Source organism: Plantactinospora sp. WMMB334, from assembly GCF_049179095.1.
GTDB lineage: Bacteria > Actinomycetota > Actinomycetes > Mycobacteriales > Micromonosporaceae > Plantactinospora.
In genome coordinates, this window is sequence record NZ_JBMHME010000002.1 from 1,410,984 (window position 1) to 1,423,373 (window position 12,390).

Here is a 12,390-nt window from a genome sequence, read left to right on the forward strand (position 1 = left end):
CCGATGGTTCCATTCCATACGCCGGGCGGCCGGTCTTTCTGCGATCGGACCCGGCTCGGCGGTTGAAATGAACGGCAAACAGGGTAAAACCCGATACCAGGGTGGGCCTGACCCGGTTTGACGGACATCCGAGATCAGGGGGCTGTGAGCCCTCGGGAGGATGTTCATCATGGAAGGCATGGGAAAGAAGCCACGCCGGCCGCGCAGGGCGTTCACGCCGGAGTTCAAGGCGGAGATCGTGGAGGTGTGCCGGCGGGGTGACCGTACGGTCGGTCAGGTCGCGAAGGACTTCGACCTGACCGAGACGGCGGTGCGGGACTGGGTCAAACAGGCCGACCTCGACGCCGGGACCCGTACCGACGGGCTGGCCAGCGCGGAGCGCGAGGAGTTGGCGCGGTTGCGGCAGGAGAACCGTCGGCTGCGTGAGGACGTGGACATCCTCAAACGGGCCACGGCTTTCTTCGCGAAGGAGACCCGGTGAACGTGTACCCGTTCATCGAGGCGGAGAAGGCGCAGCAGGGCAACGTGAAGCGTGCCTGTGAGCTGTTGAAGGTCTCCCGGTCCGCCTACTACCAGCACCGCGCCGCCGGCCCGTCGCCCCGCCAGCGGGTCGACACCGAGCTGGCCGAACGGATCGCTGAGGTGCATGACGCTTCGGCCGGCACCTACGGCTCCCCACGGGTACACGCCGAACTCCGCGCGCAGGGCCGGCGGCACTCCCGCAAACGGATCGCCCGGCTGATGCGCACGGCGGGTCTGTGCGGTCGGACACCGAAGCGGTGGCGCACCACCACCGTGCCCGACCCAGCGGCAACCCCGCGCCCGGACCTGGTCGGCCGGGACTTCACCACCAGCCCCGCCGACGTCGACACCCGATGGTGCGGCGACATCACGTACATCAACACCTGGGAGGGCTGGCTGTACCTGGCCACCGTCATCGACCTGGCTACCCGCCGGGTCGTCGGGTGGGCCGTCGCCGACCACCTCCGCACCGACCTGCCCGCCCAAGCCCTGTCCAACGCCATCACGTCACGACGACCGACCGGGCCGGTGATCTTCCACAGCGACCGCGGCTGTCAATATACGAGCGGCCAGTACGCCCACCTCGCGAAGCGGCACAACGTCCAACTCTCAGCCGGACGCAAGGGGCAGTGCTGGGACAACGCCGTCGCCGAATCGTTCTTCGCCACCATCAAAACCGAGCTACTCGACCGGCGGGCCTGGCCCACCCGAGCCGCCGCCCGCACGGCGATCTTCGACTGGATCGAGGGCTGGTACAACACCCGCCGCCGGCACTCCACCCTCGGCTACCTCAGCCCCGCCGCCTACGAGGCCACCGCCTATACCAGCAGACCGCTCGGCAAGGTAGCGTGAGATCAACTTATCGACCCTGTCCGTCGAATCGGGTCAAGCCCAAGGGCCTGTGCCGGCAGGCAAACCTGACCAGCCGCTGAGCAACTCGGTGGGAGGCCCGTAGACCGGGCCGCTCAGGTCAGTACGCGGCGCGGCATGAGGCCAGCAGGCCGGCGAACAGCCCGGCGACACCGAGGAGGCCAAGGCAGTTCGTCCCCTCGTTGGCGTTGTTCCTCGCTGGAGGCTACGGGCGGCTCCACGTCGTAGAGCTGTTGGGCGACCGCGGCCTGGTGGGAGCTGAGCCGAGGGCGGCGGCCGCGGGGTGTTGGTGACGATCAACTCGCGTTGGAGTTCGGCGAGGACGGACAACATCCCGAACATCGCCCGCCCCTCGGCGGTGGCGGTGTCGATGCCCTGCTCGATCACTCTCAAGCCGACGCCACGCTCGCGCAGCTCAGCGCGGCTGTCATGCCGATCACTGTCCCCGACCGACCTGAGGCCAGGATCAAAGCGCATCAATGGGTACCGCGCTCTCACGGACGCCTAAGAAATGGAACCTACCGTCGGCTCATGAGCAGGGCGAGGACCAGATGACCAGCATCGCACCCAGCAGCCAGCCAGTAGATCCTCCGCGCCGGTCACGAGCGCTCGGCATCCACCAGCACGCCCCTACCCCGGGACGGGAGCTCCTCATCCGCCATCGGCGGTTTCGGACCATCGTCGGCACCTGCCTGATCCGGACGACCGACCCCAGCGACACGTAGGAGAAGAACGACGATGCTCGACCACCTGACGCCGCTGCTCTCCTCGCCCTGGCTCTACGTCATAGTCTTCGCGGCCGTGGCCATTGACGGATTCATCCCGGTCGTGCCGACCGAGGTCGCCGTTATCGGCCTGGGCGCGCTGTCGGCGACCGGCTCGCCGAACCTTGTCGCCCTTGCCGCCGTGGTGGTGGCCGGCGGGATCGCTGGCGACCGGGTCTCGTACCTGCTCGGCCGGAAGGCCGGCGGCCGGGTCACCGACGGCAAGCTCGCGGTGGTCAAGAAGAAGGCGGAGCGTTCGTTGATGCGGTACGGCGGAGTCGTGATCCTGGTCGGCCGGTTCCTGCCGTACGGGCGTACCACCACCGCTCTGGCGGCGGGCGCGATGTCCGTTCCGCTGGGTCGGTTCCGGCTCTTCAGCGCGCTGGCGAGCGCGGCCTGGGCGGTGTATGCGATCGGCCTGGGCCTACTGGGCGGGGCGACCTTCGCCGGCTCGCCGCTGCTGGGAGCCCTGTGCGCGATGGCGTTCGGAGCGGTCCTGGCCGGTGTGTTTTCCCTGGGAGGGAAATGGCGCGGCACTGCGCCCAACCAGCGAGCCGTGACCGGGACGGCGTCCCCCGATCCCGCCCTGGTGGGGGCTTGCTGCGGCGTTGGTCAGCAGCAGGGCGGCGAGGTCGTTGCCGTCGGCTAGGACGTCGAGCGTGCCAGTGGCGCGCAGCACCCGGCGAATTCGGCCGTGAGCCCCCGATAAGCCGGAACGACACGCCGTAGTCAATCGCGGTGCAGTAGCTGTCCAACAAGGCCCGCCCGACTTGCTGGCAGGGTCTGGTGATGCCGCTGGCCCCTCGGTGCCAAGAGACCCCGCACCGCGACGGAAATTGAGCGGCTCACGCCCGGGGACATCCGACCGTCCTCAACATACCGCGCCCGTACGAGGCGTTGCCGGTGGTCGGATGTTCTGCTGCGTAGATCGCTTGCTGGATCAGATCAGGCCGCATCTTCACCCGTTCCGACGGCTCGGACCGACATCACGCGGAAGTCACGCGCTACGTCAACCAACTCGTCAGGAGTCTTGGACTACCCCCCGATCCGGCTCCACGAGCTGCGGCACGGCGTCGCCACCCTGCGCACGGGATCCCAACTCAATCTGGGCTGTGAGAGCCAGCATCACCCTGGATGACCAGGCTCGGCGGACGCTCAGACTCCTCCTGATGCGACTCGCGCGTCTCCGAGGGTGAAGATCCGATCCATGACCTCAGCTCCGGTGAGCAGCAGCAGCCAGGACAGCGCCCCGGCTGTTTGCGGCGCGGCGCCTGCTCGAACAGCAGGCCGACGGCGAACACGATGAGCACCAGGCTGAGCGGCCAGCGGACGATGTCTCACGCGGTGCGCATGCCGCCGTCCCAGCCGAGCCGGTCGCCGCGCCCGGGGTCGGTCCCGCCGGTCCTGATGTTGCAGGTGACGAGGCGCAGTGTCACGTCTGTACCTCGGCCGGCGCCGCGCGCGCGTTGGGTCGTAGCACCCACCACAGCAGGCCGACCCAGAGCGCGGTCAGGATCGCGGCGCCGAGCAGGTCGGTCGGGTGGTGCATGCCGCGGTACATCCGGGACAGCGCGACACCGGCCGGCATGATGACCGCGAACACCACGGCGAGCCAGCGCCACCGGCTGTTCACCCGGCCCATGATCAGGACCGCGATCGCCACCCAGATGCACATCGTCGCGGCGATGTGCCCGGACGGGAACGACGACGTGGGCATCGGGCTGTCGAGCTGCGGCACCGGCGGGCGGTCCCGCTGGACGGCGGCCGCGGCGCACAGGAACAGGGTGAGCTCGCCGATCATGGTGAGCACCACGAACACCACCGGTCGCCACTGCCGCCACACGGCCAGCGCGATCGGGCAGAACACCAGCGAGATGGCCAGGATGGCATGGGTGTCGCCGGCTTTGCTCCACACCCAGCTCACGTCGTCCAGGGTGGGGGTGCGCAACGTCTGCAGCCACCGGACCACGCCGTCGTCGAAACGTCCCAGCCCGGTGCCCTCGGTGTGGTTCTTCAACAGGTAGCCGACGACGTACAGGATGCCGAACGTGAACACCCAGCCGGTGAGGATCTCGGTGGCCCTGACCCACGGGTGCGGGATCGGGCGGCTGGAGTCCGGCGCCGGTGTGATCGCCTCGGCGGCCTCCGGTTCCAGGCCCTGGTCGAGCGGCGCCACCGGGTGCCCCGCCTCGCGCCGCCACAGCCGGAACGCGTACGCGGTGACGCTCAGCCACAGCGCGCCGAGCAGCCAGCCGGCCAGCACGTCGGTCAGGTAGTGCACGCCGAGCGCGATCCGGGTCACCCCGATGGCGACCACGATCAGCGCGACGGCGGTGGTGAACAGCTTGCGATAGCGTACCGCGGGCAGGAACACAAGCAGCAGCGCGCCGTAGACGACCATCGACCCGAGCGCGTGCCCGCTCGGGAAGCTGTTGCCGGTCGCGGTCGCCACCGGTGCCTCGACCACCGGGCGCACCCGGCCGACCAGCGACTTCACCGACGGGTCGAGCAACAGCGCGCCGGCGGTGGTGGCCAGCAGGTAGAGCGCGAGGCGGACCCGCGGGACCACCAGCAGCAGCAGCGCGGCGACGCCGACCAGCCAGAGCATGACCGGCCGCCCACCCAGCCGGGTTATCCCGTTGAGCGCGGTCACCAGATACGACCGGGGCGACACGACCTCGTTGAGCTGCCGGGCGACACCGCGGTCGACGTTCATCACCGGCTCCAGGTGCAGCCGGACGAGGAGCACCAGCAGCCCGAACCCGAGTCCGATGGCGACGATCACCAGCAGCGGCACCCACCGGCCGGCCAACCGACCGGGCGGCGCTTCCCCGGGCGGCGCTTTCCCGGACGGCGCTTCCCCGGACGGCGCTTCCCCGGACGGCGCTGCGTTGGCTGCCATCAATTGCCTCCGGTACGAGCTACATCGCCTATCTGATGCCGAGTTCGTACCGAGCGAATCTGAGACGACGATTAATGGACGTGCGGCGACGGTGAAGTGGTACCGCGGTACGTCACCGTGAGTGGGATTCGTGTCGTAACCTGGATCGACTGTCTGGAGTAGACGCAGCGACCGTGATTCGATGAATCATCTTTTGTGTGGAGGTTGATCGGGGGCCGGCCGCTGCGCTGTGGAAATATGGCAGGACTACCGACCGGCCGGCCCGCCGACCTGATCGACCGGGTCCACGAGATCGTGGGTCACGAGTGGGAGAATCCGCCGGTCGGCCGGGCACACGTGTCGCCGCTGCCCACCCGCTATCACCAGATCCTGCAGCCGATCCTGCGGTGGGTGACCCGCCCTGAAGTCGACCAGCGCCTCGAGCAGACCCGCCGCGATGGTGTGCTGGTCGACGAATTCGTCGCTCCGGTCGGTGAACACGAGCACTACGACGGCCCGTTCTCCGGCAAGAAACACACCTGCGGGCTGAACGTGCAGGTCATCGCCGACCTCGACGGCCGGGTCACGGAGGTGGGGCGAGCCCGTCAACGGCGCCTCGCGAGCTGGCATTTTGTGCCCGGTCGAGATATTGACCGGTGCTCTTTGCTGTTGATTTCGATCTTGTCGAGCGTGAGGTCGCAGAGGGCTGCGCGTGCACGACAGCGGCCCGCCGACGAACCCGCGCCCTCGGCCAACCGGCCTGAACGCCGTTTTAACAGTCGTCTCAGGATCGCTCAGTATGAAGTAGGCATCGCCGGCCGAAACGGGTCTCGGCTTCGCCGGCATGGCCGAACGCGCCGCGCTTCACGGCGGCGTGGTCAGCGCCGTGCCCCGTACCGGACGGCCGCGACCCCTGAAAGGCAGCCATTCATGATCTCCGTGCTCGTGGCGGACGCCCAGCCGCTGCAGCGCTTCGGGTTTCGCATGCTGCTGGAAAGCACCCCCGACACCGAGATCGTCGGCGAGGCCGAGAATGGCGCCGAGGCCGTTCGTCGGATCACCGAGCTGCGTCCCGACGTGGTGCTGATGGACATCCGCATGCCGGGCGTCGACGGGATCGAGGCCACCCGGCGCGTCGTCGCTGCCGGTGGGCGTTCGCGGGTCCTGGTGCTGACGACGTTCGACTCGGACCGGTACGCGTTCGCCGCGCTTCGCGCCGGGGCGAGCGGTTTCCTGCTCAAGGACATCCGCCCGGAGGAGCTGCTCGCCGGCATCCGCACCGTCGCCGCCGGAGACCCGGTGATCGCGCCGACGCTGACTCGGCGGCTGCTCGACGCGTTCGCCGACCGGCTCGACGATGACCTCTGCGGGCCCGTGCGGCAGGATCCCCGGCTGGACTCCCTGACCGACCGCGAGCGCGAGATCCTCATCGCCATCGGCCGCGGCCTCACCAACGGCGAGATCGCGCATCGGTTCACGCTGTCGGAGTCGACGGTGAAGACCCACGTCGGGCGGGTCCTTGCCAAGATCGGCGCACGGGACCGGATCCAGGCCGTCATCCTCGCCTACGACCTGAGACTCACCCGTCCGATCTAGCACTTCATCTCGCGCGTCCGTCGGGGGCGCGACCGTAGTTTTCAGCCGCACCGCTCCGGGCCGATCCGCTCCGCGTGATCGACCGCTCCGCTGCCGGGCCCGCGTGCAGCCGCCCACTTCACCGCCCGTCCGACCGCCACGACGCCGCACGGGTGTGAGTTCAGTGCGGACGTGTGTGAGCTCGGAGGTGTTCTTCGGCTCGTTGACCTCAGTGAGCTCACACACGTCCGACGCCTTCGTCAGGACTTGCGGGGGGAGACCGTCATGATGCCAATGCACATCTCGTCGCTGGTGCCGTCGCCCCACACCACGTAGCGGGGCGGGAGCTTCTTCAGCTGCGGCACTCGTTTGCGCAGCCCCGCGTCGTGCGTACACGTCACCCGCAGCGTGTCCCCCGGACCGATCTCCACCGGCGACGGCAGCTTCATCAGCCGCTGGTTGTCGAAGTCGAACTGCGGCACGTCCAGCACGACCTTGGCGTTCGGCGTGCCCGGGTTGAGTTCGACCTTCATGGCGCGCCCGAGCATGTGCATGTGGCCGAAACCGGCGAACAGCGTCATCGGCGCTTCCACCTTGTGATCGCAGGTTTGGGTGTTACCGGGCTTCGGCACGCCGCCCCGGTTGCATTCCTCCACCTGACGGTCCGCCATTTCGCCGACGTCCGCCCCGAACCGCTTCGTCACGTCCGCGATCGAGGCCGCCCGGTCACACAGCGGCCCCGACTCGTCGGCGGCGCAGGGCAGGTCGCTCGGTGCGTCAAGCGACCACGTCTCGAGCTCCCTTGTCTGCGGCGTGCCGTCGGTCAGCCGCAGCCGCACCGCCGAGCGGTCCGACCCGGTCGGCTTGCCGTCGGTCGCGAGCAGGTTGTAGTGGATCTGCAGGACGACCAGGCTGCCCGGCTCCAGCCTGTAGCCGGCGTCCTGGTCGAGCAGCGTCTCCGTGGCGCCCGGCGCCCAGGTGTCCACCCACGCCGCGTCCCCCTCTTCGACCTCGGCGCCGGCCACGCCGGTCCCGCCGAAACACTGCCAGCCGAGACCAGGGGTCTTCGCGTCGTGCTCGCGCACACCGGCAGCACCGCCCGGCGGCACCGCGTACACGATGGCGTGGTGCGCGATGGCGACGTTCTCCGGTACGAACTGGGTCCCGGTCAGGAACGCCGTCTTGGTCAGGCCCGGATCGATCATCTGGCACCGGTACTCGTCCGAGCCGCCGCCCTCCGGCGGCGTGGGCGTGTAGGCCTCGGCCATCTTCAGGTCGACGAACCGCTCGCCGGCGCGCAGCGGCTGCGGGGGAGCCGACGACCCGCCGGCGTGCGCGCTGTGCGAGCCGGCCGCTGGGGGCGCCGCGCTGTTGTCGGCGTCCGACCCGCAGGCGACGACAGCGAACGCCGTCACCAGCGCCATGGTGGCCGCCCCGAACCTCCACCGTGGACTTACAGAATTTCTCATGGCCTGAAAGCTAGGACCGATTCCGCCCTGTTTCGTCGTACTGCGGTCGTCAATCTCGGAGAGAGGCGGCACCACGGTACTACCTCTCCGGACCGAACGGCACCCGGTCGCGGCGTGTCTGCTGCAGAACACCCGGGCGCCAGATCGCCCTGCGACCCGACCCGCGGACGAGGGCGCTGTGGGAGATGTTCTCCGACCTGATGGACCTCGACACCCACCGGTACGTCGCCGACATGCTCGCCGGCATGGACGTCCGGAACGACCTGGGCGACGACCACCGGCTCGTCGGCACCCTGTGCCCGGACATGACGTTGACGCTGGAGCGGCCCGACCCGGACGTCGTCACCCGCGGTGACCCGGTCGGCGGACCTGCTGCGCGAGGGTCGTGGGCTCCTGCTCGACCTCGTCGACCGCGCGGAGGTCCGCGACGCCGCGGCCGCGTGGACCGCGCGGGTCAACACCGTCACCCGCCCGTACGGACCGGCAGGACCTCGATGCCACCACGCTGGTGCGTGCGCTGGGCACCTGGTTCGGCCAACCGGCCTGAGCGCCGCATTAACGGTCGCCTCAGGTTCGCTCGGTATGAGTAGACCTCGGACAAGCGACGTAACCCGCATGTAGGGGGCTAGTGATGGCAGTCAACGCAGCGCCGCCCGGGGAAGCGCCGGCCGGTCGGTTGGCAGGCCGGTGGGTGCCGTGGTCGGTGATCGGACCCCCTACCACGGAACTCCGTCGGTCGGCCCCGAAAAGGGACGACCGGTGCGAAACCTTCGGCCGGAGCTTCTCGACATGGATCTGACACAGGCCGTGCTCGAGCACCCCTACCTGGTGCTCGGTCTCTTCGTGCTCATCGAGGGCCCGGCCGCGACGATCACCGCGGGCACCCTGGTCGGCGCCGGCGCCGCGGCGTTCTGGCCGATCTGGTTGATCGTCGCGCTGGCCGAGGTGGTGGGCGACAGCCTGCTCTACCTCGTCGGCCGGTCGGCCCGGCGGCCCTGGGTGGCGTCCCTGCTGAGCAGGCTCAAGGCGACGGCGCTGCTCGACCGGCTGGCCGGGATGTCACTGCCTCGGCTGGTGATCACCGCCAAGATCGTCGACGTCTTCGCCCTCCCGGCGTTCGTGTCGGCGGGGCTCGCCGGGCTCCCGTACCGGAGATTCGCCGCCTGGGTGGGTGCCGCCGCCGCCGTACGCGGCCTGGTGCTGATCGGTCTCGGCGCTCTGTTCGGTAGCCAGATGTCCGGCCTGCTCGCACTGCCCGGCGGCATCTTCCTGCTCACCGCGGCCGTCGCCGTGCCGGTCGCTGTCTTCCACCTCGTCATGAAGCGCTACCACCTACGAAAGGTGGCGCTACCACCTACGAAAGGTAGTTGTCCCGTGCGCATCCTCATCGGTGCCGACACCTACGCCCCGCACGTCAACGGGGCGGCGTACTTCGCCCAGCGTCTGGCCGTGGCACTGACCGCCCGGCATGAGGTGCACGTGGTCGCGCCGTCGACGGACACCCGCAACCGTGCCGGCATGTCCAGCGACGGCGTCGTCGAGCACCGCGTGCGTTCCTTGCCGGTGCCGGGCCACCCACGTTTCCGGTTCTGCCCGCCACCCGGGCTGCGCGCGGCAGCCCGCCGGATCCTCGACGAGGTCCAGCCCGACGTGGTGCACGTGCAGAGCCACTTCCCGCTGTGCCGGGCGCTGGTCGACGCGGCGCACGAGCGCGGCCTGTTCGTCATCGCCACCAACCACTTCATGCCCGAGAACCTGATCCACTACCTGCCCATCGGCAACGCTGGCCGGACGAGGGCGCACGAGTGGGCATGGCGCGACGCCGCCCGGGTGTTCGCCAAGGCAGACATCGTCACGGCCCCGACCCCGTATGCCGCCACGCTCGCCGTCGTCTCCGGTGTGTCCGGGCCGGTCCTGCCCATCTCGTGCGGCATCGACCTCACCCGCTTCCGCGAGCAGACGCCGACGGCCGAGTTCCGATGGGCCTACAACCTCGCGCACAAGCCCACCATCACGTACGTGGGCCGGCTCGACGCCGAGAAGAACCTCGACGTCGTGATGCGGGCGTTCGCGCTGGTGCGGGGCTCCCTCGACGTCCAGTTGCTCCTGGTCGGCACCGGGTCCGAGGACCGGACGCTGCGGTCGCTCGCCGGGGAACTGGGCGTCGCCGAGCATGTCACGTTCACCGGCTTCGTCCCTGACGAGGACCTTCCCTCCGCATACGCGGCGTCGGCGGTCTTCGTCAACGCGGGCACCGCCGAGCTGCAGAGCCTGGTCACACTCGAGGCGATGGCCAGCGGAAGGCCCGTGATCGGCGCCGATGCCGCAGCCCTGCCCCACCTCGTACGGGACGACGAGACCGGCTACCTGTTCCCGCCCGGCGACGTTGTCGTGCTCGCCGAGCGACTGCTCACCGTGCTCTGCGACCCCGAGCGCGCGGCGGAGCTGGGGCAGCGGGCTCGTGCCGTGGCCGAGCAGCACGACCAGGCCCGCACAGTGTCCGCGTTCGAGCAGCTCTACCGGATCCGTCCGGCCCGTGAGGCGCCCGTGCCCGCCGAGGTCGCGGCATGACAGCGACGATCGTCCGGGCGGGCACCTCCCGCTGGTATCGCAACGTCCAGCTGAGCCTGGGCCTGGGCACGGCGGCCGGGGCGGGCCTGCTGCTGGTCGGTGACGTCGACCCGGTGGACCAGATGGTCAGCGAATCGGTCCGGACCGTGCCGGGCGCCGTCCTGCTGGCCCTGGCGGCATGTGGGCTCGCGGCAGCCGGTGCATGGCTCCTGGCCGGCGCCCGGCGCGTGCTGCCACCGGCCTGGCCCCTCACCGTGCTGCTGTCGGTGTGGTGCGTGTCCCTGGTCGCGGTGGTGGCGTTCCCCACGAACCTGCCGGGGACCGAACCGGGCGTCGCCGCCGGGGTGCATCGCATCGGCGCGGCGCTGATGGCGGCACTGCCACCGCTCTTCGCCCTGCTCATCGCCAAGCGTGCCGGACGCGGGGCCGACCCGGCCCGGGTCCGCTGGCTGCGCGCGGCCGGGTGGTCCGCGTTCGCCGCGTGCGTCGCGTTCGCGGCGGCGAACGGGCCGGCGGTGCTGCTCGGCCAAGGCTATCTCCCGTTCGCGGGCCTGGCCGAACGGGTTCTGCTGGCGCTCGTGCTCGTCGTAGTCGGGCTCTGTGCCTGGGTGCTCGAAGGGGAGGAGCGGTCCCGATGGACCTGATGGCCATGATCGAGAACACGATGACCTCTCCGTTCATCTATCTGGCGATCCTCGCACTGGCGATGCTCGACGCGTTCCTGCCGTTCCTGCCGTCGGAGTCGGTCGTCATCGCGGCGGCGGTCTTCGCCGTGTCGGGCATCCCGTCGCTTCCGCTGATCATCGTGCTCGCCGCGCTGGGCGCCTTCGTCGGTGATCACATCGGCTACCTCATCGGGCGCTTGTTGCGCAAGCGCGGTGCGGGCGGCCGTCTGATCCGCGCCGCCGACCGGATCGCCCCGCACCTGCACCGCCGGGGCGGAGCCCTGATCATCGCGGCCCGGTTCGTCCCCGGCGGCCGCACCGCGATCGTGACCGCCAGCGGTGCCACCGGCTACCCGCTTGCCCGCTTCACCCTGTTCACCGCCATCGCCGCCGTCACCTGGGCCTGCTATTCCGGCCTGATCGGCTACCTCGGCGGCGCCGCCTTCGAATCCAACCCGACGCTGGGCCTGGCGGTCGGACTCGGTCTCGCCCTGTCCATCACCGCGCTCGGTGAACTGGTCCGCTACGTGTTGGGCCGCCGCGGCCGATCGGCGACCGCGGCCGGATGACGTCGTCGGCCATCGAGTACGGCAGGCAACGTTCGTACCCTTTCCGGTGCCGCGGCTGGCATTCCTGTTCCTGGTGGCGCTCGGCGTCGACCACAACATCTTCCTGGCCGGCCGGGCCCGGGAGGAGACCGTGCGTCTCGGCACCAGAGAGGGCATGCTCAAAGCCCTCTCGGCCACCGGTGGCGTCGTCACCTCGGCCGGCCTGGTCCTGGCGGCCACCTTCGCGGTCTTCGCCCCGTTTCCGCTGATGATGCTGATCGAGGTCGGGTTCCTGGTCGCCTTCGGCGTGCTGCTCGGCGCCCTGCTGGTGCGGTCGGTCCTGGTGCCCGCCCTCACCCTGCTAATCGGCCGGCGGATCCGGTGGCCGAGCCGGCTGTCCCGTCCGACGGAGGCGCCGCCGAAGGGGCGACACTCGCTCGCCGACGACGAGGAACTCGCGCTGCAACGGTGAAGCACTGCGGCACGGACGAGATCCGGGACGGGAACCCAGGCCCGTCCCGGATC

General features: G+C 69.9%; 12 protein-coding genes. 9 read left to right on the plus strand and 3 right to left on the minus strand.

Annotated elements, in window-relative coordinates; all coding sequences use genetic code 11:
* Positions 1-178 precede the first annotated feature (178 nt).
* Positions 179-481 carry a transposase gene (locus tag ACN27G_RS06275; protein ID WP_018735371.1) on the plus strand — a complete coding sequence of 101 codons (303 nt, stop codon included), beginning with the start codon at positions 179-181 and terminating at the stop codon, positions 479-481.
* On the plus strand, positions 478-1,374 hold the full coding sequence (locus tag ACN27G_RS06280; protein WP_421491819.1) for an IS3 family transposase: 897 nt from the start codon (positions 478-480) through the stop codon (positions 1,372-1,374). The genes ACN27G_RS06275 and ACN27G_RS06280 overlap by 4 nt, the downstream gene beginning before the upstream one ends.
* A 33-nt stretch (positions 1,375-1,407) precedes the next feature.
* Here ACN27G_RS06280 and ACN27G_RS06285 read toward each other — a convergent pair whose 3' ends face one another.
* Positions 1,408-1,869 (minus strand): recombinase family protein, encoded by a 462-nt coding sequence (locus ACN27G_RS06285; protein WP_421491820.1) that lies wholly within the window; start codon positions 1,867-1,869, stop codon positions 1,408-1,410.
* 261 nt (positions 1,870-2,130) lie between these two features.
* On the opposite strand from ACN27G_RS06285, the gene ACN27G_RS06290 reads away from it, so the two are divergent.
* Positions 2,131-2,805 (plus strand): DedA family protein, encoded by a 675-nt coding sequence (locus ACN27G_RS06290; RefSeq protein ID WP_421491821.1) that lies wholly within the window; start codon positions 2,131-2,133, stop codon positions 2,803-2,805.
* A gap of 783 nt (positions 2,806-3,588) precedes the next feature.
* Here ACN27G_RS06290 and ACN27G_RS06295 read toward each other — a convergent pair.
* The gene (locus ACN27G_RS06295) at positions 3,589-5,058 is read right to left on the minus strand and encodes a phosphatase PAP2 family protein (protein ID WP_421491822.1); all 1,470 of its coding nucleotides are present in this window, start codon (positions 5,056-5,058) and stop codon (positions 3,589-3,591) included.
* A 909-nt stretch (positions 5,059-5,967) separates the two neighbouring features.
* On the opposite strand from ACN27G_RS06295, the gene ACN27G_RS06300 reads away from it, so the two are divergent.
* Positions 5,968-6,633 (plus strand): response regulator, encoded by a 666-nt coding sequence (locus tag ACN27G_RS06300; protein WP_421497257.1) that lies wholly within the window; start codon positions 5,968-5,970, stop codon positions 6,631-6,633.
* Positions 6,634-6,872: 239 nt separating this feature from the next.
* On the opposite strand, the gene ACN27G_RS06305 is transcribed toward ACN27G_RS06300, so the two are convergent.
* Positions 6,873-8,081 carry a monooxygenase gene (locus ACN27G_RS06305; protein WP_421491823.1) on the minus strand — a complete coding sequence of 403 codons (1,209 nt, stop codon included), beginning with the start codon at positions 8,079-8,081 and terminating at the stop codon, positions 6,873-6,875.
* Between the two features lie 351 nt (positions 8,082-8,432).
* Between ACN27G_RS06305 and ACN27G_RS06310 the strand changes: the two genes are divergently transcribed.
* The 5 genes from ACN27G_RS06310 (at position 8,433) to ACN27G_RS06330 (ending at position 12,337) form a co-directional block, all read left to right on the plus strand.
* Entirely contained in the window at positions 8,433-8,702 is a 270-nt protein-coding gene (locus ACN27G_RS06310; protein WP_421491824.1) for a hypothetical protein, read from the plus strand.
* 168 nt (positions 8,703-8,870) lie between these two features.
* Positions 8,871-10,652, plus strand: a complete 1,782-nt coding sequence (locus tag ACN27G_RS06315; protein ID WP_421491825.1) for a glycosyltransferase — start codon at positions 8,871-8,873, stop codon at positions 10,650-10,652.
* Positions 10,649-11,296 carry a DUF998 domain-containing protein gene (locus ACN27G_RS06320; protein WP_421491826.1) on the plus strand — a complete coding sequence of 216 codons (648 nt, stop codon included), beginning with the start codon at positions 10,649-10,651 and terminating at the stop codon, positions 11,294-11,296. Before ACN27G_RS06315 ends, ACN27G_RS06320 begins: the two co-directional genes overlap by 4 nt.
* Complete coding sequence (locus tag ACN27G_RS06325; RefSeq protein ID WP_421491827.1) at positions 11,287-11,886, plus strand: DedA family protein; 600 nt, start codon at positions 11,287-11,289, stop codon at positions 11,884-11,886. The genes ACN27G_RS06320 and ACN27G_RS06325 overlap by 10 nt, the downstream gene beginning before the upstream one ends.
* 46 nt (positions 11,887-11,932) lie before the next feature.
* Positions 11,933-12,337: an MMPL family transporter gene (locus ACN27G_RS06330; RefSeq protein WP_421491828.1), complete on the plus strand. Its 405-nt coding sequence runs from the start codon at positions 11,933-11,935 to the stop codon at positions 12,335-12,337.
* Positions 12,338-12,390 lie beyond the last annotated feature (53 nt).